The sequence below is a fragment of the Variovorax sp. OK212 genome (assembly GCF_900112425.1).
Classification (GTDB): domain Bacteria; phylum Pseudomonadota; class Gammaproteobacteria; order Burkholderiales; family Burkholderiaceae_C; genus Variovorax.
The window spans coordinates 20,972-45,514 of sequence record NZ_FOLP01000028.1 but is presented as its reverse complement, the minus strand read 5'-3'; the positions used below and the strand labels follow the sequence as shown (position 1 = coordinate 45,514).

General features: G+C 69.7%; 24 protein-coding genes. 11 read left to right on the top strand and 13 right to left on the bottom strand.

Translation table 11 applies throughout. The annotated features are described in order from the left end of the window. Positions 1-8 precede the first annotated feature (8 nt). Positions 9-812 carry an SDR family NAD(P)-dependent oxidoreductase gene (locus BM004_RS36875; protein WP_093129222.1) on the top strand — a complete coding sequence of 268 codons (804 nt, stop codon included), beginning with the start codon at positions 9-11 and terminating at the stop codon, positions 810-812. A 9-nt stretch (positions 813-821) separates the two neighbouring features. Further along, a complete protein-coding gene (locus BM004_RS36870; RefSeq protein ID WP_093221353.1) occupies positions 822-1,835 on the top strand; it encodes a ketopantoate reductase family protein in 1,014 nt (337 codons plus the stop codon). Between the two features lie 9 nt (positions 1,836-1,844). Here BM004_RS36870 and BM004_RS36865 read toward each other — a convergent pair whose 3' ends face one another. The 12 genes from BM004_RS36865 to BM004_RS36810 form a co-directional block, all read right to left on the bottom strand. Beyond that, the gene (locus BM004_RS36865; protein WP_093221351.1) at positions 1,845-2,714 is read right to left on the bottom strand and encodes an SDR family oxidoreductase; all 870 of its coding nucleotides are present in this window, start codon (positions 2,712-2,714) and stop codon (positions 1,845-1,847) included. Positions 2,715-2,766: 52 nt separating this feature from the next. Beyond that, the gene (locus BM004_RS36860; protein WP_093221348.1) at positions 2,767-3,618 is read right to left on the bottom strand and encodes an enoyl-CoA hydratase/isomerase family protein; all 852 of its coding nucleotides are present in this window, start codon (positions 3,616-3,618) and stop codon (positions 2,767-2,769) included. Next, a complete protein-coding gene (locus BM004_RS36855; RefSeq protein WP_093221346.1) occupies positions 3,611-5,488 on the bottom strand; it encodes an AMP-dependent synthetase/ligase in 1,878 nt (625 codons plus the stop codon). The genes BM004_RS36860 and BM004_RS36855 overlap by 8 nt, the downstream gene beginning before the upstream one ends. Then, the gene (locus BM004_RS36850) at positions 5,485-6,291 is read right to left on the bottom strand and encodes an ABC transporter ATP-binding protein (RefSeq protein WP_093129217.1); all 807 of its coding nucleotides are present in this window, start codon (positions 6,289-6,291) and stop codon (positions 5,485-5,487) included. Before BM004_RS36850 ends, BM004_RS36855 begins: the two co-directional genes overlap by 4 nt. A gap of 1 nt (position 6,292) precedes the next feature. Continuing rightward, entirely contained in the window at positions 6,293-7,498 is a 1,206-nt protein-coding gene (locus tag BM004_RS36845) for an ABC transporter substrate-binding protein (RefSeq protein ID WP_093221343.1), read from the bottom strand. 47 nt (positions 7,499-7,545) lie between these two features. Next, positions 7,546-8,586: a branched-chain amino acid ABC transporter permease gene (locus BM004_RS36840; RefSeq protein WP_256220239.1), complete on the bottom strand. Its 1,041-nt coding sequence runs from the start codon at positions 8,584-8,586 to the stop codon at positions 7,546-7,548. Between the two features lies 1 nt (position 8,587). Beyond that, positions 8,588-9,460, bottom strand: a complete 873-nt coding sequence (locus BM004_RS36835) for a branched-chain amino acid ABC transporter permease (RefSeq protein ID WP_093129215.1) — start codon at positions 9,458-9,460, stop codon at positions 8,588-8,590. Continuing rightward, on the bottom strand, positions 9,457-10,281 hold the full coding sequence (locus BM004_RS36830) for an ABC transporter ATP-binding protein (protein WP_256220238.1): 825 nt from the start codon (positions 10,279-10,281) through the stop codon (positions 9,457-9,459). The genes BM004_RS36835 and BM004_RS36830 overlap by 4 nt, the downstream gene beginning before the upstream one ends. A gap of 199 nt (positions 10,282-10,480) precedes the next feature. After that, positions 10,481-12,145 (bottom strand): AMP-binding protein, encoded by a 1,665-nt coding sequence (locus BM004_RS36825; RefSeq protein ID WP_093221341.1) that lies wholly within the window; start codon positions 12,143-12,145, stop codon positions 10,481-10,483. Between the two features lie 148 nt (positions 12,146-12,293). After that, on the bottom strand, positions 12,294-12,758 hold the full coding sequence (locus tag BM004_RS36820; RefSeq protein ID WP_093129212.1) for a MarR family winged helix-turn-helix transcriptional regulator: 465 nt from the start codon (positions 12,756-12,758) through the stop codon (positions 12,294-12,296). A gap of 144 nt (positions 12,759-12,902) precedes the next feature. Next, entirely contained in the window at positions 12,903-13,835 is a 933-nt protein-coding gene (locus tag BM004_RS36815; RefSeq protein ID WP_093129211.1) for a 3,5-dioxohexanoate:acetyl-CoA acetone transferase, read from the bottom strand. Positions 13,836-13,886: 51 nt separating this feature from the next. After that, the gene (locus tag BM004_RS36810) at positions 13,887-14,801 is read right to left on the bottom strand and encodes an SDR family NAD(P)-dependent oxidoreductase (protein ID WP_093129210.1); all 915 of its coding nucleotides are present in this window, start codon (positions 14,799-14,801) and stop codon (positions 13,887-13,889) included. Between the two features lie 140 nt (positions 14,802-14,941). Between BM004_RS36810 and BM004_RS36805 the strand changes: the two genes are divergently transcribed. The 9 genes from BM004_RS36805 to BM004_RS36765 all read left to right on the top strand — a co-directional run bounded on the left by BM004_RS36805 (position 14,942) and on the right by BM004_RS36765 (position 23,445). Continuing rightward, positions 14,942-16,426 carry a 3-oxoacyl-[acyl-carrier-protein] synthase III C-terminal domain-containing protein gene (locus BM004_RS36805; protein ID WP_256220237.1) on the top strand — a complete coding sequence of 495 codons (1,485 nt, stop codon included), beginning with the start codon at positions 14,942-14,944 and terminating at the stop codon, positions 16,424-16,426. Continuing rightward, entirely contained in the window at positions 16,426-17,631 is a 1,206-nt protein-coding gene (locus BM004_RS36800; protein WP_093221338.1) for an acetyl-CoA acetyltransferase, read from the top strand. Before BM004_RS36805 ends, BM004_RS36800 begins: the two co-directional genes overlap by 1 nt. A gap of 66 nt (positions 17,632-17,697) precedes the next feature. Next, the gene (locus BM004_RS36795) at positions 17,698-18,468 is read left to right on the top strand and encodes a glucose 1-dehydrogenase (RefSeq protein WP_093221336.1); all 771 of its coding nucleotides are present in this window, start codon (positions 17,698-17,700) and stop codon (positions 18,466-18,468) included. Between the two features lie 28 nt (positions 18,469-18,496). Continuing rightward, entirely contained in the window at positions 18,497-19,291 is a 795-nt protein-coding gene (locus tag BM004_RS36790; RefSeq protein ID WP_093129207.1) for an enoyl-CoA hydratase-related protein, read from the top strand. Positions 19,292-19,313: 22 nt separating this feature from the next. Beyond that, positions 19,314-20,855 carry an enoyl-CoA hydratase-related protein gene (locus tag BM004_RS36785; RefSeq protein ID WP_093221333.1) on the top strand — a complete coding sequence of 514 codons (1,542 nt, stop codon included), beginning with the start codon at positions 19,314-19,316 and terminating at the stop codon, positions 20,853-20,855. Next, positions 20,852-21,313 (top strand): MaoC family dehydratase N-terminal domain-containing protein, encoded by a 462-nt coding sequence (locus BM004_RS36780; RefSeq protein ID WP_093221331.1) that lies wholly within the window; start codon positions 20,852-20,854, stop codon positions 21,311-21,313. Before BM004_RS36785 ends, BM004_RS36780 begins: the two co-directional genes overlap by 4 nt. Then, positions 21,310-21,711: a MaoC family dehydratase gene (locus BM004_RS36775; RefSeq protein WP_093221328.1), complete on the top strand. Its 402-nt coding sequence runs from the start codon at positions 21,310-21,312 to the stop codon at positions 21,709-21,711. Before BM004_RS36780 ends, BM004_RS36775 begins: the two co-directional genes overlap by 4 nt. Next, on the top strand, positions 21,708-22,952 hold the full coding sequence (locus BM004_RS36770) for an acetyl-CoA hydrolase/transferase family protein (protein ID WP_093221326.1): 1,245 nt from the start codon (positions 21,708-21,710) through the stop codon (positions 22,950-22,952). Before BM004_RS36775 ends, BM004_RS36770 begins: the two co-directional genes overlap by 4 nt. A 13-nt stretch (positions 22,953-22,965) precedes the next feature. Next, the gene (locus tag BM004_RS36765; protein ID WP_093129202.1) at positions 22,966-23,445 is read left to right on the top strand and encodes a PaaI family thioesterase; all 480 of its coding nucleotides are present in this window, start codon (positions 22,966-22,968) and stop codon (positions 23,443-23,445) included. A gap of 17 nt (positions 23,446-23,462) precedes the next feature. Here the strand turns inward: BM004_RS36765 and BM004_RS36760 are convergent, their stop codons facing one another. Beyond that, positions 23,463-24,479 (bottom strand): NADP-dependent oxidoreductase, encoded by a 1,017-nt coding sequence (locus BM004_RS36760; protein ID WP_093221323.1) that lies wholly within the window; start codon positions 24,477-24,479, stop codon positions 23,463-23,465. Positions 24,480-24,543 lie beyond the last annotated feature (64 nt).

Sequence of the window (24,543 nt, the reverse complement as noted above, 5' to 3'; positions counted from 1 at the left end):
ACAACCACATGAAACTCCAAGGCAAGACCGCCCTTGTGACCGGCGGCGCGCGCGGCCTGGGTCGCGCCTATGCGCTGCGCCTGGCGTCGCTGGGCGCCGACGTCGCCATCGTCGACCTGAACCTCGACGGCGCCGCCGAATTTGGCGAACACCTCGGCGCGCCCAGCGTGGCCGCCGAAATCGAGCAGCTGGGGCGGCGCAGCCTGGGCATCCAGGCCGACCTGACGCGGCGCGACGACGCCTTTCGGGCGGTGGAGGCCGCGCGGGCGGCGCTGGGACGCATCGACATCCTGGTGAACAACGCGGGCGGCGCCATCACGCCGGCCGAACGCAGCCATGCCTCGGCCACGCCGGAGGAAGACACGCGGCTGCTGATGGACGTGAACTTCATGAGCACGGTGCACTGCTGCCAGGCGGTGGCGCCGCTGATGAAGGCGCAGGGCGGCGGCGTGATCGTCAACATCTCGTCGCAGTCGGGCATCACCACCTACAACCAGGGCCTGCTCGCGGTGTATGCGGCCGCCAAGGCGGCGGTGACGCACTACACCCGCTACCTGGCGGCCGAGCTGGGCCCGCACGGCATTCGCGCCAACTGCCTCGCGCCCGGCGTGATGCTGACGGCGCGCGTGGCGGCGCAGGCGGCGGCGCGCGGCATTGGCACCGATGCCGAGGCGGCCAAGGTGCCGTTGCGCCGGCTTGGGCAGGTGGAAGACTGCGCGGGCGTGCTCGAGTTTTTGGCGACCGACCTGTCGCAGTACGTCACCGGGCAGGTCGTTTCAGTGTGCGGCGGCGCGGTGCTCACGCCCAGCTGAGGCCGCGCCATGAAGATCTGCATCTACGGCGCGGGCGCCATCGGCGGCTACCTGGCCGCGCACCTTGCGCAGGCTAGCGGCGTGCACGTGAGCGTGGTGGCACGCGGCGAACACCTGGCGGCCATCCGCCGCAACGGGCTGGCCGTGGAGTCGCCGCAAGGCACGCTGCGCGCCCGCGTGGAAGCCACCGACGACCCGCGCGCACTGGGCCCGCAGGACTACGTGGTGCTGGCGCTGAAATCGCACCAGGTGGTCGCGGCGCTCGAGGGGGTGCAGGCGCTGCTGGGCCCGCACACGGCCGTGCTGCCTCCGACCACCGGCATTCCCTACTGGTACTTTCACGGCCTGCCCGGCGCGTTGCGCGGCCGGCAGATCGAGCGGCTCGATCCGCAAGGCCTGCAGTGGCGCGCGATGGCGCCCGAGCGCGTGCTGGGCTGCGTGTACTGGGTGGCCTCCGAGGTGACGGCGCCGGGCGTGATCCACCACGACGGCAGTCTCTCGCGCTTTCCGGTCGGCGAGCCCGACGGATCGAACAGCGAGCGTGTGCTGCGCCTTGCCGCCGCCATGAAGGCGGGCGGGCTCGACGCGCCCGTGGTGCCCGACATTCGCGGCTGGATCTGGGCCAAGATGATCAGCAGCCTGTGCTGGAACCCGGTGGCCACGCTGACGCTGGGCACCCTCTCCGAGATGAACGCGCGGCCCGAGGTGGTGGCCGTGGTGCGCGCGATGATGGCCGAGGCCGACGCGCTCGCGCAGCGCCTGGGCGTGGAACGCACGCCCATCACCATCGAGCAGCGCATTGCCGCGGCGCGCAACGCGGGCGACCACAAGATGTCGATGCTGCAAGACCTGGAGCGCGGCCGGCCGCTGGAGCTGGGCGTGCTGGTCGATTCCATCGAGGCGATGCGCGAGCTTGCGCAAACGCCCACGCCGACCATCGACATGGTGTACGCGTTGCTGCGGCTGCGCGCCGAGAAACAAGCGAAGCAGCCCGAGCCCGCCGTCAGCATGACGGCAGGCTGAGGGAACGCTTCACTCGCGATTGCGCAGCAGCTCCGGCAGCACGGCCCGGTGGAAGCCCGTGAACGCGCGGTTGCGGCTGGCCGGCTCCAGCTTCCAGTTGTTGCGCAGGTTGGGCGTGCCGCCGTCGATGCGGATGCAGCTGCCCGTGATGTACGCCGCCGCGGGCGACAGCAGGTAAACGATGGCCCCGGACACCTCGGCCTCGGTGCCGAAGCGCTTGAGCGGCACCACGTCGGTGAACTCCAGGATCTTGGCCTTGGCCTCCGGCGTGTAGGTGTCGAAGCCGCTGGACGCAATGCCGCCGGGCGCGACGGTGTTCACGCGCACGCCCGAGCCGGCCCACTCGCAGGCGGCCGTTTCGCTCAGCGTGAGCATGCCGCCGCGCGAGGCGCCGGAGTGCGCCATGTCGGGCCAGCCGCCCCAGATGTCGGCGATCATGTTGACGATGGCGCCGCCGTGCGCTTCCATGTAGCGGGCGTAGGCCTCGCGCATGAAGATGAAGCCGCCGGTGAGGTTGTTGCGCACCACGGCCTCGAAGCCCTTGGTGGAAATCGACTTCATCGGCGAGCGGTATTGCCCGCCTGCGTTGTTGACCAGCCCGTCGAGCCGGCCGCGCTGCTGAAGCACGGTGTCGATGGTGGCGCCCACCGCCGCCTCGTCGCGGATGTCGCAGGCCAATGCGCTGGCGCTGCCACCGTCCTGCACGATCTCGGCGCGCACGGCCTCGACCTTCTCGATGGAGCGGCCCACCAGCACGACGTGCGCGCCCAGCGAGGCAAGCTCGTGCGCGGTGCAGCGGCCGATGCCGCTGCCGCCGCCGGTCACGATGATGGTCTGCCCCGCGAAGAGTTCGGGGCGGTAGATGGACTGGTAAGGCACGGTGGTTCCTTCTGGAAGATCGATGGGTTCGGCGATGGGTTCAGCTATGGCTTCAGGTATTGCCCTGGGCGGCGCGCTTGCGCCGCGCCAGGAGCTGTTCTGCGGCATGCGCCAGCTCGCCGGTGGTGCGCGCGAGGATCTGCGTGCGGTTCTCCAGCTCGATGGCGGCCTGCAGGCTGCCCGTCTCGGCGTTGGCCCAGGTGCCGCGCTTGGTCATCCAGACGCCGAAGGCGCTGTTGGCCGCAATGGCGCGGGCGATGTCCAGGGCGCGCGGCAGCAGCGCCGCGTCGTCCACCGTCTCCGACACCAGCCCGATGCGCTCGGCCTCGGCCGCGTCGACCATGCGGCCGGTCAGCATGATGTCGAAGGCGCGCGACAGGCCCACGCAGCGCGGCAGCAGCCAGCTCACGCCGATGTCGCAGCTGGACATGCCCACGCGCACGAAGGCGGCGTTGAACTTGGCGGCGCGGCCCGCGATGCGGATTTCCGCCGCCAGCGCCAGGCCCAGCCCCGCGCCGTTGGCCGGCCCGTTGACCGCCGCGATCACCGGTTGCGGCAAGGCACGCAGGCGCGTGACCAGCGCGGCAAAGGCCTCCTGCCGGCGCATCCACGCCGCCGTTTCGCCCAGCTCGGCGCTGCCCGGTGCATCGGCCGCCAGGCCCAGGTCGAAGCCCGCGCAGAAGCCCTTGCCCTCGCCGGTGAGGATGAGCGCGCGCACGGCGGGGTCGGCACCGATGCCGTCGAGCAGGCGCGCAATGGCGGCCACGGTGTCGTCGCCCAGCGCGTTGAGGTTCTGCGGCCGGGCCAGGCGCAGCAGCGCGATGCCGGGCTCGGGGTGTTCGAGCCGCACGCCTGCGGCTGCAGTGCCGGTTGCGTTGTCGGCGGCGGTGTCTGCTTCAGACATAGATCTCCTCGATGACCTGCGCGTACTTTTCGAACACCGCCTTGCGCCGCACCTTCATGGTGGCGGTCACCTCGCCGTCGTCGTGGTCGAGCTCCTTGGTGAGCAGGTGGAACTTGCGCACCTGCTGCACCTGCGGCATGCGGGCGTTGGCCGTGTCCACCTCGCGCTGCACCAGCTCGCGCACCTGGGGCAGCTCCACCAGGCTGCGGAAGGTGGTGTAGACCAGCCCCTTTTCTTCGGACCACTTGCTCACGGTCTCGAAGTCGATCTGGATCAGCGCGGAGACGAAGTGCCGGCGGTCCGCAATGGCCACCGCCTCCTTGATGAAGGGCGAGAAGCGCATGGCGTTCTCGATTTCCGAGGGCGTGATGTTCTTGCCGCCCGCGGTGATCATGATGTCCTTCTTGCGGTCGACGATGCGCAGCTCGCGCCCCGCGGGCGCGTCGTCCCAGCGGCCGATGTCGCCGGTGTGCAGCCAGCCCTCGGCGTCGATGGCCTCGCGCGTGGCGTCTTCGTTCTTCAGGTAGCCGCGAAACACCACCTCGCCGCGCACCAGGATCTCGCCATCGTCGGCCAGTTGCACTTCCACGCCGGGGTAAGGCACGCCCACGGTGCCCACGGGCGAGTCGTCGCCGGGTTGCATGGTGGTGGCACCCGAGGCCTCGGTCATGCCGTAGGCCTCCCGAATGGGCACGCCCAGCACGCGGAAGAAGCGCAGCACCTCGGGCGCGATGGGCGCGGCGGCCGACACGGCGACGCGGCAGCGCCGCAGGCCCAGGTAGTTGAGCAGCGACCGCAGGATGAGCACGTACCACACGGCCCAGCGGGCGCGCTGCAGCCAGTTCCAGCGCGCGCGCGGCACGGCCGCGTCGTGCGCCAGCGAATGCATCGCGCGCTCGTACAGCCACAGCCGCAGCCCGCCGGCCTCGCGCAGCTTGTTCTGGATGGACGCGTGAAACTTCTCCCAGATGCGCGGCACGCCGAAGAAGATGCGCGGCGACAGTTCGCGCAGGTCGTCCTGCACGGTGCGCAGGCTCTCGGCAAAGTTGACGACCGCGCCGAAGGCCACGGGAATGTGCAGCGAGAACATCTGCTCGCCCATGTGGCACAGCGGCAGGTAAGACACCAGCGAATCGCCCTCGCGGCAGCCCAGCACCGAGTTGAGGCCGCGCGCGGCGGTGCCCAGCCCGCGCCAGCTCATCATGGCGGCCTTGGGGCGGCCGGTGGAACCCGAGGTGAAGACGATGAGGCCGATGTCGTCCAGCTCGGGGCCGACGGTGGCCGCTGCGGCTGCCGCAGGCTGGTCGGCTTCGAACTTGCGCCCGAGCGCGATCACCTCGTCGAAGTCGACCATGCCGGTGCGGTCGTAGCGGCGCAGGCCGCGCGAGTCGATCAGCACGATGGTGCGCAGGTGCGGCAGCCGCTCGCGAATGGAGAGCACCTTGTCGAGCTGCTCCTGGTCTTCGCAGACGATGACGGGCGCATCGGACAGCGTGAGCAGGTGCTCGATCTCGGGGGCCGGCGAGGTCGGGTACACGCCGGCGGTGACGCCGCGCACCAGCGCCGCGCCCAGTTGGGCGAACACCCACTCCTTGCGGTTTTCGCTCAGCACCGCCACCGCCTGCCCCGGCAGCAGGCCGAGCTGCAGCAGCCCCAGGCCGAACCAGCGCGCCTGCTGCGCGTAGGCCGACCAGGTGATGGGCTGCCACACGCCGTATTCCTTCTGGCGCAGCGCCACCGCGTCGGGCCGCTGCGCGGCCCAGTGCAGAAGCTGTTGCGGCAGGGGCAGCGCCTTCAGTGCATCGGAAGATGAAGTGAAGGAGGTGGTGGACGTAGAAGACGTGGAAGACGTTGAAGGGCCTGTGCTCATGACAGCCAGCGCTTGCGCCGCTTGTAGTGTTTGACGTCGCGGAAGCTGACGTGGCCTTCGCCCGCGTCGCCGCTGCCGAGGTAGAAGCGCTGCACGTCGGGGTCGCCCAGCAGCTTGGAGGTTTCACCGCTGATGACGATGCGTCCGCTTTCCATGATGTAGCCCGCATGCGCCACGCGCAGCGCGACATGCGCGTTCTGCTCCACCAGCAGCATGGCCACGCCCTGCTCCCGGTTGATGCGCGCGATGATGCCGAAGATGTCCTGCACCACCAGCGGCGCCAGCCCCAGCGAGGGCTCGTCGAGCAGGATGAGCCGGGGCCGCCCGACGATGGCGCGGCCGATGGCCAGCATCTGCTGCTCGCCGCCCGACAGGTACCCCGCCACCTGCTTGCGGCGCTCGCGCAGGCGCGGAAAGTAGCCGAACACCAGCTCGGGGTCGACGTCGCCGCGCTGGCGGCCGGTGAGCGCGTTGGCCGCGGCCACCAGGTTTTCTTCCACCGTGAGGTCGCCGAAGATGTGGCGCCCCTCGCGCACGTGGGCCATGCCCTGGCGCGCCAGCTGGTAGGCGGGCCGCCCGACGATGTCTTCGCCGAAGAAGGTCACGCGGCCCGCGGCAATGCGCCCTTTCTCGTAGGGCAGCACGCCCGAGGCGGCCTTCAGCGTGGAGGTCTTGCCTGCGCCGTTGGAGCCGAGCAGCGCGACGATCTTGCCGTCGGGCACGTCGATCGACAGGCCGCGCAGCGCCTGCACGCTGTGGTTGTAGATGACCTCGATGTTCTCGATGCTCAGCGCAGCGGTCATCTCACACCTTGATCCACGAGCCGGCGGGTTCCATCACCTTCTTGTCGGGGTCGTAGCTGTACATGCGCCCGATCGGGATCTGGTGGCTGCTCATGTCGGCCAGCAGGCCGGTGATGCCGCCGGTGTCCCACTCCTTCATCGACTCCAGCGCGGCCTTCATGTTGGGCAGCAGCAGCGGCTTGTTGGCCTTCAGGCAGCGCTCGGCGATCTCGGCGAACACCATGCCGCTGAGCCAGCTGGAGATGTAGAAGGGCGAGATGTACTTCATGTCGGGCCGCGCCTTGGCGGCGTGGTCGCGCATCGACTTGATCATGGGCGCGTCGGTCTCGTGGCCGTAGCGGTAGGCGCTCACGCCGGTCAGGCGCACGCCGAGCGCGGCCAACGCGTCGTAGGCCGGCTTGTCCAGGCCCCAGGCGGTGCCCATGATCTGCGGGTTCAGGCCGGCCTCGCGCATCTGGCGCACGAACTCGGGCATGGGCGCGAGGATGTAGCCCTGGAAGATCACGATGTCGGGCTTGGCGCGGCGCAACTGGGCCACCTCGGTGGTCACGTCCACGCCCGATTGCTTGGTGACGATCTCGGCCACGATCGGCAGCCCCAGCTTCTGCGCGCGCGCCTTGCCGCCCGGGATGCCGTCGCGGCCGAACTCGGTGTCGGCATACACGTAGGCGATCTTGGGCTTGGTGGCGGCGCCCTGCGAGGTGCGCGCAATGTGCTCCATCAAGATTTCGTGCAGCCGCGGGTAGGTGGGGCTGGGCACGAAATGCTGCGGCATCTTCACCGGGTCGGCCACCGACACGGCGAGCGAGGTCGACGAGGTCATCACGTGGTTGGAGGCAATGGCGTCCTGCGCCACCGCCTTCACCGACGGCGTGCCGTCGCAGTAGAAGAACGAGGGCTTCTCGCTGGCCATGATCTTCTTGAAGATGGCGGCCGACTGGTCGACCTTGAAGCCGCTGTCTTCGGCCACGTAGCGCAGCTTCTGGCCGGCCACGCCGCCGTTGGCGTTCTTCCAGTCGACGAAGTCGGCCAGGCCGTTGTTCATGGCCGCGCCCGCGAACGCGAAGACGCCGGTGATGGGCTGGGCCGCGCCGATCACGATGTCGCCCTTGTGCGCCTGCGCGAAGGCGGCGCCGCCCGCGAACGGGCCGATGGTGGCGGCGGCGCCGATGCCTTGCACCAGCTTGCGTCGGATGAAGTCGGTCATGGTTGTCTCCTGTTTTGGCTGCGGGAAGAAACTGACGGCGTACCGCCTCAGGTGCGGAAAGGCCAGAGGTGGAAGGTGCGGCGCACGCGCGCCCAGATGGCGGCGAGCCCGTGCGGCTCGAAGATGAGGAACACGATGATCAGCAGGCCGAACACCACCTGCCCCATCGGCAGCAGCAGCCCGGCCACGCCCGGGAAGGCCTGCGAACTGACCGAGGCCAGCAGGCGCAGCGCCTCGGGCACGAAGGTCATGAACACCGCGCCCAGCACGCTGCCCAGCACCGTGCCCAGCCCGCCGACGATGACCGCGGCCAGGTAGAACACCGAGAGCGTCAGCACGAAGTAGTCGGGCGTGATGGAGCCGTAGAAGTAGCCGAGCAGCCCGCCCGCCACGCCCGCGTAGAAGGCGCCGATGGCGAACGCCGTGAGCTTGGTGCGCAGCAGGTGCACGCCCAGGATCTCGGCCGAGATGTCGCGGTCGCGCACCGCGACGAAGGCGCGCCCGATGTGCGTGCGCGCCAGGTTGCGCGCGGCCACCGCCATGGCGAAGGCGCAGATGAAGATCAGGTAGAAATTGCGCCGGTCGCCCACCAACTCGAAGCCGAACAGGTTGGCCCGCGGAATCGACGTGCCCGACACGCCGCCCGTCACCACGTCCCACTCACGGAACACGAAGCTCAGGATAAAGTGCGCCGCCAGCGTGGCGATGGCCAGGTACAGGCCCTTCACGCGCAGGCTGGGCAGGCCCACGATCACGCCCAGGAAGGCCGCGGCAAAGCCCGCCACCGGCAGCGCGATGAAGAACGGCACGCCCTGCTTGCCCAGCCACGCCACCGTGTAGCAGCCCACGCCGATGAACGCGCCGTGGCTCAGCGAGATCAACCCCGCGTTGCCGGTGGTGAGGTTCAGGCCCAGCGCCGCGATGACGTGGATGCCGACGATGCAGGCCATGGCCAGCACGTAGTCGCTGCCCCACAGCGGCAGCGTGAACAGCGACAGCACGAAGGCGGCCATCCACACGCGCGAGGTGGGCGAGTCCCAGAGGCGTTCCTCTGAGGCGAAGTTCTGATGGAAGACACCGGTTCTCACGTCAGAGCCTTTCGATGGTGCGGGTGCCGAAGATCCCGTACGGTTTGACCACCAGGATCGCCAGCACGACCACGTAGGGCACCACGTCGCGCGACTTGCCGCCCAGGTACCCGGCGGACACCGACTCGACCCAGCCGATCAGCAGGCTTGCCACGATGGCGCCCAGGATGCTGTCGAGACCGCCCAGGATGATGGCGGCGAACACGCTCAGCGCGGCCGAAGCGAGCAAGGGAGAGAGCCCGGCCGAACTGGCGATGAGCACCCCCGCGAAAGTGCCGACCAGGCCGGACAGCAGCCACGTGAGCCGCTGCGCGTAGTTGATGTTGATGCCCAGCGTGGCGGCCGTGACCGGGTCGCTGGCGGTGGCGCGCAGCGCGATGCCGGTCTTCGAATAGCGGAAGAAGGCCAGGAAGCCGCCGATGAGCACCGCGGCCACCGCGAAGTTGCCCAGCACCGTGCCCGGAATGAGCACCTCGCCCAGCATCAGCGGCGTGCGCGGCAGCAGCGTGGGCGGCGAGAGCGTGTCGCCGCCCCACACCGCCTCCACGCCGCCGTGCACGATGCTGGCCATGCCGATGGTCGCCATCAGCACCGCCACCGCGGGCTGGCCCGACAGCGGCCGCAGCACCGCCCGCTCGATGGCGATGGCCAGCACGCCGATCACCACCAGCGACAGCGCGAACGCCACCCATGCGGGCAGGCCGAAGGTGACGGCGCCCGCGTAGTAGATGTAGGCGCCGAGCATCATCACCTCGCCGACGGCGAAGTTGACGACACCCGTGCCCTTGTAGATCAGCACGAAGCTCAGCGCGATGAGTGCCATCACCCCGCCCGAGAGCAGGCCGAGCAGGCTGTATTCCAGGAACTCGCTCATGCCGCGACCTCGCTTTCCGCACCGAGGTAGGCCTCGATCACCTGGGGATGGCGCCGCACCTCGGCGGGCGTGCCGCTGGCGATGACCTGGCCGAAGTTGAGCACCACCACGTGGCTGGAGATGTCCATCACCATGCCCATGTCGTGCTCCACCAGCAGCACGGTGACGCCCCACTCCTCCTGCACGTCGAGGATGAAGCGCGCCATGTCTTCCGTCTCCTCGCGGTTCATGCCGGCCACGGGCTCGTCGAGCAGCAGCACGCGCGGGCGCATGGCCAATGCGCGGGCGAGCTCCACGCGCTTCTGCAGGCCGTAGGGCAGCACGTCGACCGAGAGATGGCGCACGTGGTCGATCTCCAGGAAGTCGATGACCTTGCGCTCCACCTCGGCGCGCAGGCGCAGCTCTTCCTCGCGCGCGGCGCGGCCGTAGGCGAGCGCGGAGAACACGCCGGCATGCATCGTGTGGTGGCCGCCGAGCTTCACGTTCTCCAGCACGGTGAGGCCGCGGAACAGCGCGATGTTCTGGAAGGTGCGCGCCAGGCCACGGCCGGCGCGGGTGTGCACGGGCGTGGCGGTGATGTCTTCGGCGCCGAGCAGGATGCGCCCGGCGGCGGGCCGGTAGAAGCCCGAGATGGTGTTGAACACGCTGGTCTTGCCGGCGCCGTTGGGGCCGATGACCGCGGTGATCTGCCCCGGCGCCGCGGCAAAGGACACGCCGCGCAGCGCATGGATGCCGCCGAAGCGCAGGTCGACGCCTTCGACCGACAGCGCAAGGCCACCGGCGGTGCCGCTCTGGAGGATGGGGGTTCCGGCAGTGCTCAAGGTCGTTCCACGGGTCAGAGGTTGAGATCGAGGTCGGGCAGCCGCCAGGACGGCGCCTGTCGACTGACCGGCAGCGCATCCGCGCGGGCACCCTCGCCTTTCGGCTCGGATGCATACCGTACGCTACCGCATAATGTTGTACAGAACCTTGGTACTTTCCCGCGCCGCGGGGCAAGGTTCGGCCCGGGGGCGGCCCGGCTCAGGCGCCGGCCGCGGCGGAGAGGCGGAAGTCCTTCACGCGCTCCTTGAGCAGGTACTTCTGGATCTTGCCGCTGGGCGTGCGCGGCACCATGTCGAGCACCTCGACCCGCTCGGGCCAGTACTGCTTGGCCACCTTGCATTCGGCCATGTAGGCCTGCACGGCCGCCAGGTCGAGCGTGGCGCCAGGGCGCAGCTCGACGAAGGCGCAGGCGCGCTCGCCCAGGCGGTCGTCGGGGAAACCCACGATGGCGGCCATGGCCACCGCCGGGTGCTTGTAGAGCAGCGCCTCGATCTCCACCACGGGCACGTTCTCGCCCCCGCGGATCAGCACGTCTTTCGTGCGGCCGTTGATGCGGATGTAGCCCTCGGCGTCCATGTAGGCGAGGTCGCCGGTGTCGAACCAGCCTTCGGCGTCGTAGGTGGCGATGTCGGGCCGCTTGTAGTAGCCCAGCGACATCTGCGCGCCGCGCACCATCAGGCGGCCGGTTTCGCCGGGCAGCATCGGCTTGCCGTCGAAGTCCACGATGCGAATGCCCACGCCGTCGAGCGCGCGCCCGTCGGTGCTGGCGGACTTGTCGGCGGCGCGCGCCGGCTCGGTCAGCGTGCTGGAGAGCGACTCGGTCATGCCCCAGAGCGAGCACACCTTCAGGTCGAGCTCGCGCGCGGCGCGCTCGATGAGCACCGGCGGAATGGGCGCGCCGCCACACAGGAAGGAGCGCATCCGGTCGGGCCGCGGTGCGCCTTCGGTCACGGCGTTGCAGATGTCGGACAGGAAGGGTGACGACGCCGCGGTGTAGGTCACGCCTTCGGCGGCCATCAGCGCGACCCCGCGCTTGCCGTCCCAGATGTCCTGCAGCACCACGGTCGAGCCCAGGTAGATGCCCAGCATCATCACGGCGGCGTAGCCGGTCATGTGGCCGACCGGCGAGCAGGCCAGCAGCACGTCGTCGGTCGAGAGGCCGAAGCGGCCGGACAGCGCGCGGTTGCAGGCCAGCAGCGTGTTCGCGCTGTGCATCACGCCCTTGGGCGAGCCGGTGGTGCCGGACGTGAACATCATCACCGACAGGTCACCCGGCTGCAGCGCCGACGCCGCGGGCGTGGCCGCCGGCTCCACCCGTGCCGTGCCGCCGAGCAGCACGCGGTCGAAGGCGTCGTCGCCCTGTCCGTCGACCACGATCACGTGCAGGAGCTTGGGCAGGCGGCTCCGCAGGCTGGCCGCCATGGCGGCATGGTCGAAGCCGCGGAACATCGCGGGCACCACCAGCACCTTGGCTTCGGCAAAGCCGAGCATGAATTCCAGCTCGCGCTCGCGGAAGATCGGCATGAGCGGGTTCACCACCGCGCCGATGCGGCCGCAGGCCAGCGAGACGACCACGAACTCCCACCAGTTGGGCACCTGCACCGCGACAACGTCGCCGGCCTGCACGCCCAGGCCGCGCAGCGCGCCGGCGGCCAGCGCCACCTTGTCGCCGAGTTCGCGGTAGCTGATGCGCACCGGCGCGCCGTGGTCGAGGCGGTCGGCGCGGTAGCCGACCAGGGCGGCCTTGTCCGGTGTGCGCTCGATGGACGCGGCGAGGAAGTCGTCGGGCGTCTTGTCGAGCCAGAAACCCGCGGCGCGCATCGCGCGGGCATGGGCGGCGGGGGCGAATGCGTTGTTCGTCATGTCCAAGTGTCTCCGAGGCGGCGAATATAGTTCACTACCGTACGATACGTTGGATGACAAACTATCGCAAGCCCGCAGGCCCCTGGAAAACCCCGGGAAAGCGATGACGCGCGCAACTCCCGATTGTGAGAGGCGCGCCTTCCGCAGGCTAGATGTCGGAAGACTGCAGGTAGGTGAGCAGGTTGCGCTTCATCGCGTCCAGCGTGGTGGCGGCGGCTTCGAGCTTGGGGTCGGTCAGGCCGTCGAGGATCTGCTCGTTCAGGCGGTGGCTCACCTTGCGCATCTTGGCAATGAGCTGCTTGCTCTTGGGCTCGAGGAACACGCGGTTCACGCGGCGGTCGCTGGCGTCGGCGTCGCGGCGCACCAGGCCGGTCTTTTCGAGCCGGTCGATCAGGCCGCCGACGGCCACCTTGCCCAGGTCGAGCTCTTCGGCCAGTTGCGACTGCGTCATGCCGTCCTCGCGCGAGAGGTAGGCCAGCACCCACCATTGCGAGCGGGTCACGTTGAGCGGCTTCAGGCAGCGGTCGAAGGCGCTGCGGCGCAACCGGGACACATCGTGAATCAGAAAGCCGAGCCGCAGCTCCCAGTCGATCGAGTGTGCTTCAGTTGCCATGGTTCGTGGGGCCGCCGTTTGCCGACGACCTTTTACTGTAATGATGCTTACATTCTAGCGGCGCACGAACTGTCTTCCGCAAGCGCGGCGGCCCTCGGGATGCAACCGCCAGGGCAAACCGTGGCGCGCTCGGCGCAACGGGGACTAGAACGCGACCGCGTCCTTGCCCTTGAGCGCGAGGATCTCTCGCGCCTCGGCCGGCGTGGCCACGGCGAGGCCCAGGCCTTCGATGATCTCGCGCACCTTGCGCACCTGCTGCGCGTTCGACTCGGCCAGCTTGCCCGCGCCGATCCAGAGGCTGTCTTCCAGGCCCACGCGCACGTTGCCGCCCATCGAGGCCGACATGGCGGCAATCGGCATCTGGCTGCGGCCCGCGCCGAGCACCGACCAGCGGTAGTCCGCGCCGAAGAGCCGGTCGGCCGTGCGCTTCATGTGCATCACGTCGTCGGGGTGGCTGCCGATGCCGCCCAGGATGCCGAACACCGTTTGCACGAAGAACGGCGCCTTCACCAGCCCGCGGTCGACGAAGTGCGCCAGGTTGTACAGGTGCGAGGTGTCGTAGCACTCGAACTCGTAGCGCGTCTGGTTGGCCGACAGTTCGGTCAGCACCGTTTCGAGGTCGCCGTAGGTGTTGCGGAAGATCAGGTCCTTGCTGCCTTCCAGGTAGGGACGCTCCCAGTCGTGCTTGAACTCCTTGAAGCGCTCCAGCATGGGGAACAGGCCGAAGTTCATGGTGCCCATGTTCATCGACGCCACCTCGGGCTTGAGCACCTTGGCCGGCATCATGCGTTCCTGCACCGTCATGTAGGGCGAGCCGCCCGTCGTGAGGTTGATGACGGCATCGCTGCGCGCCTTGATGTCCTTCAGGAACGGCACGAAGGCCTCGGGCCGCTGGTCGGGCTTGCCGGTGACCGGGTCGCGCGCATGCAGGTGGATGATGGCCGCGCCGGCCTCGACCGCGCCCACCGCGGCATCGGCGATTTCCTGCGCGGTGATGGGCAGGTGCGGCGACATCGAGGGCGTATGGATCGCGCCCGTGACGGCGCAGGTGATGATCACTTTCTTCTGTGCGGACATGCGTGGTTCCTCTGGATGGGGGGACGTTGAAAAAGATGCGGCTCGTGCCGGTCAGACCGGGTCCCAGGTGAACACGTCACCCGAGCGGTCCAGCGGGAAGAAGGCGGCGCGCAGCATGGGCAGTGCGGTGTCGAGCACGCCTTCGGGCGTCCAGCCTTCGCCGCAGTGCGCGCTGCGGATGGGCCGGGGCTGGCTGAAAAGGTAGATCTCGTTGTTGCGCACGCCGAAGACCTGGCCGCTGACGTCGCTCGCCGCGTCGGCGCACAGGCCGACCACGAACGGCGCCACGCGCTCGGGCACCAGCTTCTTCAGCCCTTCGACGCGCTTCTTCTGCTCGGGCGTCTCGCTGGGAATCGAGTCGATCATGCGGGTCCAGGCGAAGGGCGCGACGGCATTGGAGCGCACGCCGAACTTCTGCATGTCGAGCGCGATGGATTTCGACAAGCCCACGATGCCGAGCTTGGCTGCGCTGTAGTTGGCCTGGCCGAAGTTGCCGATCAGCCCTGACGTCGACGTCATGTGCACGTAGGAGCCGCTGCCCTGTGCCTTGAAGTGCGGCGCCGCCGCGCGGCTGACGTTGAAGCTGCCCTTCAGGTGGACCGCGAGCACCGCGTCGAACTCGGGCTCGCTCATGCGGTGGAACATCACGTCGCGCAGGATGCCCGCGTTGTTGACGACGATGTCGATGCGCCCGAAGGTGTCGACCGCCGCCTCGACCATCTTCGCCGCGGCGTTCCAGTCGGACACCGAGCCACCGTCGCTGATGGCCTCGCCGCCCATCGCCTTGATGGCGGCGACCACCTCGCTGGCGGGCTGCTCATGGTCGAGTTGCCCGTCTAGCGATGCGCCCAGGTCGTTCACCACCACCTTGGCGCCGGCCTGCGCCATGGCCAGCGCAATGCCGCGCCCAAGGCCGCGTCCGCCGCCTGTGACAAGGGCTACCTTGCCTTCGAGAAGCTTGCTCACATCTGTCTCCTTCTTTTCGCCGCCGTCGAGGGTAAACCCCTGCCCGCCATCTCGAATCCGGCTTGCGGAAATATCGTGCGCTAGCGTACCATGTGCCACATGATGATGTACAGCAGGCTGACGTGCCGACGCGAATATCCATGAACGAAGAAAGCAACGAATTCGGCCTGCTCGCCACCACGCGCTACGTGCCGCGGTTGCGCCTGGAGCGCGGCGACGTGCTGGCGCAGCACCGCTGGATGGCCCCGGGCCTGAAGTCGCTCGCCAGGGGCCGCCGCGCCATGGCCAACTGGGATGAAGACAGCGTGACCATGGCCATCGAGGCCGCGCGTCAGCTGCGCACGGCATCGCCCGGCACCGCTGTCGCGGAGTTGACACTGGCCTCCACCACCCTGCCCTTCGCCGAGCGGCTGAACGCGGGCATCGTGGCGTCGGCCGTCGGCATCGCGCCCGACGCCGTGCTGCGCGACACGGCATCGAGCCAGCGCGCCGCGCTCACCGAACTTGCCGCGGCACTGCGCCGCCCCGCGGTTACCGCGCCGCAGATGCTGCTGGCATCGGAGCGACGCATCGCGCGCCCGGCCAGCACGCAGGAAATGATCTTCGGCGACGGCGCCGCCGGTGCGCTGGTCGGCCGCGGCGCGGCCATCGCGACGCTGGTGGCCAGCGCCAGCACGCACGCCGACCTGGTCGACCACTTCCGCCAGACCGGCGACGACCATGAGTACGGCTGGGAAGAGCGCTGGGTGCGCGACGAGGGCTACATGAAGATCGCCGTGGCCACGCTGCGCCAGTGCCTGAAGGACGGCGGCGTTTCGGCCGGCGATGTCACGCAGTTCGCCATGCCCGCGCCGCTCGCGCGCATCAACGATGCGGTGGCGAAGAAGCTGGGCATTGCGCCCGCGGCGCTGGTGTCGGCCGAGCACGACAGCGTGGGCGACCTGGGCTGCGCGCAGCCGCTGGCCATGCTCGACATCGCCCTGCGCGCCGCGGCGCCCGGCGCGCTGGTGCTGGTCGCGGCCTTCGGCAGCGGCTGCGACGCGCTGCTGCTGCGCCGCACCGCCGTGCCCTGCCCCGGCCCCGTGCCCGACGAAGGTCGAGCCGAAACCAGCTACATGAAGTACCTGTCGTTCACCCGCCAGATCGACCTGGCCTGGGGCATGCGCGCCGAGATGGACAACAAGACCGCGCTCACCGCCGCCTGGCGCGACCATGCCCGCGCCTCGCGCTTCGAGGCCGGGCGCTGCAGCGCCTGCGGCACCGTGCAGTTTCCGCGGGCGCGCCTGTGCGTGAACCCCGAGTGCCGCGCGCAGGACACGCAGGCCCCCACCTACCTGGCCGACACACCGGCCCGCGTCATGTCGCACACCACCGATTTCCTGGGCTACACGCCCGACCCGCCCTTCCAGTTCGGCCACATCGACTTCGAGGGCGGCGGCCGCGTGCTGATGGAGTTCACCGACACCGACGTCGGCGAGCTCGAAGTGGGCCTGCCGCTGCGCATGGTCTACCGCGTGAAGGAGTTCGACCACCAGCGCGGCTTCCGGCGCTACTTCTGGAAGGCCACGCCCGTGCGCCCAGCGGCTTCCCAGGCCTTACCGGCCTCCACGACGGGAGCACGCTGATGGCCACCGGTATCCGCGACAAGGTCGCCATCCTCGGCATGGGCTGCTCGCGCTTCGGCGAGCGCTGGGACTGCGGGCCCGAAGACCTGATGCTCGAAGCCTTCAACGAAGCCGTGGCCGACGCCGGCATCGACTTCAAGCAGATCGAGGCTGCCTGGTTCGGCGTGTGCCTGGAGGAGAACAACGTCGGCAAGACGGCCGGTCCGCTGGCCCAGGCGCTGCGGCTGCCGCGCATTGCCGCCACCCGCGTCGAAAACGCCTGCGCCACCGGCACCGAAGCACTGCGCGGCGCGGCCTACGCGGTGGCTTCGGGCGCCTATGACATCGTGCTGGCGCTGGGCGTGGAGAAGCTAAAAGACACCGGCTACGGCGGCCTGCCCGTGCGCACGCGCGGCGTGGCCAACGACCTGTGGCTGCCCAACTCGACCGCGCCGGGTGCCTTCGCACAGCTGGCCTCGGCCTATGCGGCCAAGCACGGCGTGCCGATGGCCGACCTGAAGCGCGCGATGGCGCACATTTCGGTGAAGAGCCACGCCAACGCGGCGCTCAACCCCAAGGCGCACCTGCGCAACAAGATCACCGAGGAAGACGTGCTGAAGGCGATGACCATCGCCGCGCCGCTGGGCCTGTACGACTGCAGCGGCGTGAGCGACGGCTCGGCCTGCGCGATCCTCACCACGCCGGAGATCGCGCGTGCGCTGCGGCCCGGTGCGGAGCTGATCACCATCAAGGCGCTGGAGGTCTCCGTCAGCAACGGCGAGGAGGCCAGCTTCAGCAACTGGGACGGCGCGCACATCGCCACCGCCCGCACGGCCGGCGCGCGCGCCTATGCCGCCGCCGGCATCACCGAGCCGCGGCGCCAGCTGCAGATGGCCGAGGTGCACGACTGCTTCTCGATTGCCGAGGCCGTGACGATGGAAGACCTGGGCTTCAGCGCGCCCGGCCGCGTGATCCACGACGTGCTCGACGGCCTGTTCGACCGCGACGGCGCGCTGCCCATCGGCACCGACGGTGGCCTCAAGTGCTTCGGCCACCCCATCGGCGCCTCGGGCCTGCGCATGGTCTACGAGGTGTACCTGCAGCTGCAGGGCCGCGCGGGCGAGCGGCAGCTCAAGCACGTCGACCTGGGCCTGACCGAGAACCTGGGCGGCCATCCGCACCAGAACGTTTGCGCGGTGTCGATCATCGGGCGCCACGGCGCCTGAGCGAACCGCTTTTTCTCTCTCTTTTTTCCCTTTTCCCTTTTCCCTTTTTCCACAGGAGACATCCCCATGCGAGGACTCAAAGGCAAGACCGCCATCGTGACGGGCGCGGGCAGCGGCATCGGCCGCGCCATTGCGCTGCGGCTGGCGGCCGAGGGCGTGACGGTCGGCGTGTTCGACATCAACGAGGCCGGCGCCGGCGACACCGTCAAGGCCATCGAGGCGGCCGACGGCAAGGCCGTGGCCGTGGCCTGCGACATCACGGACTACGCCGCAGTGACCGCCGCGGTGAAGAGCTTCGAGAGCAGCACCGGCGCGGGCACCGACATCCTGGTGAACAACGCCGGCTGGGACACGCCCATGCCCTTCCTCAAGACCGAGGAGGCCTTCTGGAAGAAGGTGACGGCCATCAACTGGTTCGGCCCGCTGCACATGACGCACGCCGTGGCGCAGGGCATGGCCGCGCGCAAGAGCGGGCGCGTGGTCAACATCGCATCCGACGCGGGCCGCGTGGGCTCCACCGGCGAGGTGGTGTATTCGGGCTGCAAGGGCGCGACCATCGCCTTCGCCAAGGCACTGGCGCGCGAAGTGGCGCGCAGCAACGTCACGGTGAACACGGTGTGCCCGGGCCCGACCGACACGCCCGCCATGGACGCCTTCGTCGGCACCGGCGAGCAGGGCCAGAAGATCCGCGACGCGATGGTGCGCGGCGTGCCCCTGGGGCGCATCGGCGTGCCCGACGACTACCCCGGCCTCGTGGCCTTCCTGGCCAGCGACGACGCCGCCTTCATCACCGGCCAGACGATCAGCGTCTCGGGCGGCCTGAGCATGCACGGTTGAACACACACGAACACAGGAGCAAAGAGACATGAGCAAGCCATACAAGGACATCCTCTACGAAGTGCGCGACGGCGTCGTGAACATCACCATCAACCGCCCCGAGGTGTACAACGCCTTTCGCAACCAGACGCTGGAAGAACTCATCGACGGCCTGCGCCGCGCCGACGAAGAAAAGAGCGCCAACGTGATGGTGCTCTCGGGCGCCGGCGACAAGGCCTTCTGCACCGGCGGCGACCAGAAGGTACACCTGAGCGAAGACGGCCTGTACGGCCCGCGCGGCACGGTGGGCATGCCCATCGAAGAGATGCAGACCGCCCTGCGCGACCTGCGCAAGGTGTCGATCGCCAAGGTGCAGGGCTTCGCCATTGGCGGCGGCAACGTGTTCGCCACCCTGTGCGACCTGACCATTGCCAGTGAAAAGGCCACCTTCGGCCAGGTCGGCCCGAAGGTCGGCTCGGTCGATCCGGGCTGGGGCACGGCCTACCTCGCGCGCATCGTGGGCGAGAAGAAGGCGCGCGAGATCTGGTTCCTGTGCCGCAAGTACAGCGCCGCCGAGGCCGAGAAGATGGGCCTGGTCAACAAGGTGGTGCCGCACGACCAGCTCGACGCCGAAGTCGAGCAGTGGTGCAAGGAGATCAACGAGATGAGCCCGACCGCGCTGACCATCGCCAAGCGCTCGTTCAACGCCGACACCGAGAACATCCGCGGCATCGGCTTCCTGGGCATCCAGACCGTGAAGCACTACTACCAGTCGGACGAATCCAAGGAAGGCGTGAAGGCCTTCAACGAGCGCCGCAAGGCCGACTTCAAGAAGTACCTCTGAGCGCGCGACCGGAGACCGCCACGTGGAACCCACGCTGATCCAGACCGCGCTCGATGCCGACGGCGTGCTCGTCGCCACCATCGACATGCCGGGGCGTTCGATGAACGTCTTTTCCACCGAACTGATGGACGCGCTCGACGCGCTGATGGACCGCGCCGAAAGCGACGACGCGGTGCGCAGCGTGGTCGTCACCTCGGCCAAGCCGACCTTCCTGGCCGGTGCCGACCTGGTGATGGTGCGCGGCTTCACCGAGCGCGCGCGCCGTGGCACGCACGACGAGATGTTCGCGCTGTGCGGCCGGCTGGGCCGGCAGTTCGTGCGCCTCGAGGCCTCCGCCAAGCCCTGGGTGGCGGCCGTCAACGGCATCGCGCTCGGCGGCGGGCTCGAGCTTGCGCTGGCCTGCCGCGTGCGGCTGGTGACGGACGACCCGCGCACCCAGCTCGGCGTGCCCGAGGTGCGCTGGGGCCTGCTGCCCGGCGCGGGCGGCACGCAGCGGCTGCCGCGCCTTGCCGGCTTCGAGGCGGGCATCGACCTGCTGCTGAGCGGCCGTTCGATCAACCCCGCCGACGCCGTTCGGCTCGGCATCTTCGCGCGACAGGTTCCTGTGGCGCAGCTGCTCGACGAGGCCAAGGCCGCGGCACGCGCCATGCACGGCCAGACCTGCGACGCGCAGGCGAAATTCTCCCGCCTGGCACAGGCCGACGTGCCGGCGTGGAGCGAAGACACGGCGCGCGGCATCGCGCTGCGCCACGGCGTCGCGGAGGCGGACTTCGCGCTCTACCCGGCCTACAGCGCGATCGTCGACAGCGTGCTCAAGGGCGCGCGCCTGCCGCTCGCCGAAGCCACCGACGTCGAGATGACACAGTTCCTGCGGCTCATGTTCAACCCGGTGGCGGGCAACATGGTGCGCACGCTGTTCCTCGAGCGGCTGCGGGCCGAGCGCGAACTGGCCGCGCCCGAAGGCGTGCGCATCGAGCGCATCGGCGTCGGCGCCATCGGAGCGTCGCGGCGCGCGTGGACCGATGCGCTCGCCAAGGTGAAGCTGCCGCAGGCGCCCGACTCCACGCTGCCGCCCGACACGCTCGAGCTGGTCGACACGCAGGGCCGGCACACGCAGGTGGCGCTGCGCGTGCTCGACGAGCCTGCGTCCGCCGGCGACGACGGCGTGCCCGTTGCGGTGCTGTCGCCGGCCGGGCCGTACGGCCGCGTGCTGGAGATCGTGGGTGCCGACGATGCGGCGGCTGCTGCCATCGCCAGCCTTGCGGCCCGGCTGTGGTCGCTGCCCTGGCGCACCCGCGGCCACGGCAGTGTGCTGCAGGGCCTGCGAGGCACGCTGGCGGCCGCCCAAGTTCAGGCGGCCGTGCGGTATGCGGCGCGCCCCAACGCGGGCGACCCGGCCTTCCTCGACGTCGCAGCCTGCCTTGCAGGCGTGACACCGGCGTGGACCGGCGGGCCGCTCACGCAGGCCTGGGCCGAGCGCGACACGCTGGTGCCGACCTTCGACGCCGACGCGCGCGCGGCCTGGGCCACGCTGCAACCCGTGCTGGCGCGGGCCGCGGCATGACCGACCGCAGCCGCGTCGGCTTCACGACGCCCCCAACGCTGGTGGACGTCGATGCCTGGCGCGTCAAGCTGTTCTGCCAGGCCACCGGCGAGACCGATCCGGTCTACTGGGACCCGGTGGCCGCGCAAGCGGCCGGCCACCCGGCCTGCCCGGTGCCGCCCACGTTCCTGAAGGCGATCGAGGGCGAGCACTTCAGCAGCGCGCAACTCATGAGGCTGCTCGACGTGCCGCTGCGCGGCGTGCTGCATGCCGAGCAGTCCTTCGAATGCCTGGCGCCGGTGCACGCGGGCGACCGCATCGAGGTCAGCCGCACCGTGAGCGATATCTACGACAAGAAGGAAGGCGCCTTCACCTTCATCGTGGTCGACACGCACTACCGTGCCGCCGCCGGACCGGTCGCCACGAGTCGCCAGACGATCCTGGTGCGCAATACCCTGAACCCCGCGGCCTCCGCATGACCGCGCACACACCCTATCCCGCGCAGATCACGCTGAACTGCGGCCCCGTGAGCGCGGTCGACCTGGCGCTGTTCGCGGCCGCCTCGGGCGACCACAACCCGCTGCACCTGGACCTTGCCACCGCGCAGGCCGCGGGCTTCGACCGCCCGGTGGTGCACGGCATGCTGACGATGGCGTACGCCGCGCGGCTGTGCAGCAGCCACTTCGGCCCCGGCAGCGTGCGCGCGCTGCAGACCCGCTTCACCGGTGTCGCGAAGCTCGGCGACACCGTGCGGTTCACCGGCACGCTGACGGGCACCGAAGGCGCCTGCGGCATCTACACGCTCAGCGCGCTGGCCACCGACGGCAGCGAACTCATGACGGGCACCGCCCGCGTCGAGCGCCGGGGCGCCGCATGACCTCTGCCCGCCTCATCGACGCGCTCCAGCCCGGCCTGCGTGTGTTCGTGCCCACGCTGAGCAACGAATCAGCGCTGCTGCAGCAGGAGCTGCAGGCCGACCCGGAGCGCGCGCGCGACGTCACTTTCACCGGCGTGCAGTTCCCCGGCATCGACCGCACCGACTACCTTGCGGTGCACCCGCTGGCGCGCCAGCAGGCTTTCTTCATGTCGCCCTCGGTGCGCGCGGGCATGGCCGAGCGCCGCGCCGAGTTGCTGAGCCTCGACTACGTGGGCCTCGCCCGCCACCTGCGGGAGAGCCCGCCGCCCGACGTGGCCATTGCGCAGCTCACCCCGCCCGATGCCGAAGGCTGGTGCAGCCCCGGCCTCACGGGCGACTTTCTTCCGCTGGTGTGGTCGCGCGCGGGCAAGCGCGTGGCGCACATCAATCCGCGCATGCCGCGCACGCAGGGCGGCTTTCGGGTGCACGTGTCGAAGATCGACGTGGCCGTGGAGGCCGATGCGCCACTGGCCAGCTTCACCGACCCGGCCGCTGGCGAAACGGAACTGCGCATCGGCGCGCATGCCGCCACGCTGGTGCGCGACGGCGACACGCTGCAGTTCGGCATCGGCTCGGTGCCGCTGGCGCTCGGGCGGGCGCTGGCATCGCACCGGCGGTTGCGCTTTCATGGCGGGCTGGTGTCGAGCGCGCTTCGCGTGCTGTGGGAGGCCGGTGCGCTCGACCGCAGTGCGCCCATCACCACCGGCGTGGTGCTGGGCGACACCGCCTTCCACCACTTCGCGGCCGACCTGCCTTCGCTGGCGATCCGCGACGTCTTGCACACGCACAACACGGCGGTGATCGCGGCCATTCCCCGCTTCGTGGCGATCAACTCGGCGATCGAGGTCGACCTCTTCGGGCAGGTCAACGCGGAGCGCGCGGGCGGCGTCATCCAGGCCGGTGCCGGCGGCCTGCCCGTCTTTGCGCAAGGCGCGCTCGCCTCGCGCGGCGGGCGGCTGCTGATCTGCCTGGCGGCCACCGCGCGCAAGGGCACCGTGTCGCGCATCGTGCCGTCGCTGACCGACCAGAGCCTGTGCACGCTGCCGCGCTACCTGGCCGACGCGGTGGTCACCGAACACGGCGTGGCCGAACTGCGCGGGCTCTCGCTCGACGCGCGCGCTGAGGCGCTGATCGCCATCGCCGCCCCCGAACACCGCGACCCTTTGCAAGCGGCATGGGCCGCGATGCGGCGCACCGCCTGAACCGCCTCAGCTCATGAATCCACAGACTGCTGCCGCGCCGGAAGGCTTCGAACCGGTCGAACTGGGCGGTGCGTTCGCGGTGCACAACGGCCCGCTGTTCGCCCGCTGGGCCGACGACCACCTGCTGCTCGGGTTTCGCGTGGGGCCGAAGCATGTCAACCCGGGGCAAGGCTGCCACGGCGGCATGCTGTGCACCTTCGCGGACATCCTGGTGTCGACGGCGGCGCAGTACCAGACCGACATTCCGCGCCAGTTCCTGCCGACGATCAGCCTGCAGACCGACTTCCTCGCCATCGCTCCGCTGGGCAGCTGGGTGCAGGGCCGCGCCGACGTGCTGAAGGTCACGCGCAACCTCGTGTTCTCGCAAGGGTTGGTGCAGGCCGATGGCGAGACCGTGTTGCGCGTGAGCGGCGTCTTCCGCCGCGGCCCGCTGCTGGCCGAGTCCGACGGCGACCAGGCGCTGCGGCTGCCGGGCATGCCGCAACGCGCCTGAATCTTTTCTGATGCTCTTCAGTCGTCCGTGAGGCGAATGAGGCGCTTGCCGAGGTTCTCGCCGCGGTAGAGCCCCGCGACGGCGTCGGGCGCGTGCGCGATGCCGTCGAGCACCTCCTCGAGGTACACCAGCTTGCCTTCGCGCAGCCATTGCGCCAGATCGCGGCGGGCCGCGGGATAGCGGTCGGCATGGTCGAAGATCACGAAGCCCTGCATGCGCGCGCGCTTCACCAGCAGGTGGCGTTCCACGCGCGGGCCCTGCGGCGCGGGGTTCCAGCTTGCGACCGATGCCGTGCCGCACACGACAATGCGCGCACCGACGTTGAGGTGCGCCATCACCGCGTCGCTGATGGCGCCAGCGGTGTTGTCGTAGTACACATCGACACCGCCTTCGCAAGCCTTCGCGAGCTGCTCGGCAAAGTCGTCGGTCTTGTAGTCGACGGCCGCATCGAAGCCGAAGCGTTCGACGCACAGCGCGCGCTTGTCGGGCCCTCCGGCAATGCCCACGGTGCGGCAACCGTGGATCCTGGCGATCTGCCCGACGCACGAGCCCACGGCACCCGCGGCCGTAGAGACCACGACGGTCTCGCCAGCCTTAGGCTGGCCGAGTTCCAGCAGGCCGAAGTGCGCCGTCACGCCGTTGATGCCCATCACGCCGAGCGAGGTAGACAGCGGCAGGTCGTCTTCCTCCACGCGCCGTTCGATCGCCGTGCCCTGCACCACCGCGTAGTCCTGCCAGCCGAAGAGGCCTGTCACCTTGGTGCCGACAGGCAACGCCGGGTCGCGCGATGCCTCGATGCGCCCCGCCGCAAAAGAGCGCATGACCGCGCCGATGGCCACCGGCTCCGAGTAGTTCGCCACCGCGGCCACCCAGCCCCTCATTGCGGGCTCCACCGAGAGGTAGATGTTGCGCACCAGCACCTCGCCGGGCTGCAGCTCCGGCACCGGGCTCGTGACGATCTCGAAGTGTTCCGCCTGCGGAATGCCGGGGGGCCGCGAAGCAAGAAGAACCTGTCTGTTGACGCGCTGGGACATGTGGGTTTCTCCGGGGGTGCGGACGGTATGCCGCTGGTTCAAATCCGCTATAGTACACATGCGT

Bases quoted from the DNA above. Each gene is read 5' to 3' on its own strand.
- BM004_RS36875 (WP_093129222.1), top strand. From the start codon at position 9: ATGAAACTCCAAGGCAAGACCGCCCTTGTGACCGGCGGCGCGCGCGGC.
- BM004_RS36870 (WP_093221353.1), top strand. From the start codon at position 822: ATGAAGATCTGCATCTACGGCGCGGGCGCCATCGGCGGCTACCTGGCC.
- BM004_RS36860 (WP_093221348.1), bottom strand. From the start codon at position 3,618: ATGTCTGAAGCAGACACCGCCGCCGACAACGCAACCGGCACTGCAGCC.
- BM004_RS36855 (WP_093221346.1), bottom strand. From the start codon at position 5,488: ATGAGCACAGGCCCTTCAACGTCTTCCACGTCTTCTACGTCCACCACC.
- BM004_RS36850 (WP_093129217.1), bottom strand. From the start codon at position 6,291: ATGACCGCTGCGCTGAGCATCGAGAACATCGAGGTCATCTACAACCAC.
- BM004_RS36845 (WP_093221343.1), bottom strand. From the start codon at position 7,498: ATGACCGACTTCATCCGACGCAAGCTGGTGCAAGGCATCGGCGCCGCC.
- BM004_RS36835 (WP_093129215.1), bottom strand. From the start codon at position 9,460: ATGAGCGAGTTCCTGGAATACAGCCTGCTCGGCCTGCTCTCGGGCGGG.
- BM004_RS36825 (WP_093221341.1), bottom strand. From the start codon at position 12,145: ATGACGAACAACGCATTCGCCCCCGCCGCCCATGCCCGCGCGATGCGC.
- BM004_RS36820 (WP_093129212.1), bottom strand. From the start codon at position 12,758: ATGGCAACTGAAGCACACTCGATCGACTGGGAGCTGCGGCTCGGCTTT.
- BM004_RS36815 (WP_093129211.1), bottom strand. From the start codon at position 13,835: ATGTCCGCACAGAAGAAAGTGATCATCACCTGCGCCGTCACGGGCGCG.
- BM004_RS36805 (WP_256220237.1), top strand. From the start codon at position 14,942: ATGAACGAAGAAAGCAACGAATTCGGCCTGCTCGCCACCACGCGCTAC.
- BM004_RS36800 (WP_093221338.1), top strand. From the start codon at position 16,426: ATGGCCACCGGTATCCGCGACAAGGTCGCCATCCTCGGCATGGGCTGC.
- BM004_RS36795 (WP_093221336.1), top strand. From the start codon at position 17,698: ATGCGAGGACTCAAAGGCAAGACCGCCATCGTGACGGGCGCGGGCAGC.
- BM004_RS36790 (WP_093129207.1), top strand. From the start codon at position 18,497: ATGAGCAAGCCATACAAGGACATCCTCTACGAAGTGCGCGACGGCGTC.
- BM004_RS36780 (WP_093221331.1), top strand. From the start codon at position 20,852: ATGACCGACCGCAGCCGCGTCGGCTTCACGACGCCCCCAACGCTGGTG.
- BM004_RS36775 (WP_093221328.1), top strand. From the start codon at position 21,310: ATGACCGCGCACACACCCTATCCCGCGCAGATCACGCTGAACTGCGGC.
- BM004_RS36770 (WP_093221326.1), top strand. From the start codon at position 21,708: ATGACCTCTGCCCGCCTCATCGACGCGCTCCAGCCCGGCCTGCGTGTG.
- BM004_RS36765 (WP_093129202.1), top strand. From the start codon at position 22,966: ATGAATCCACAGACTGCTGCCGCGCCGGAAGGCTTCGAACCGGTCGAA.
- BM004_RS36760 (WP_093221323.1), bottom strand. From the start codon at position 24,479: ATGTCCCAGCGCGTCAACAGACAGGTTCTTCTTGCTTCGCGGCCCCCC.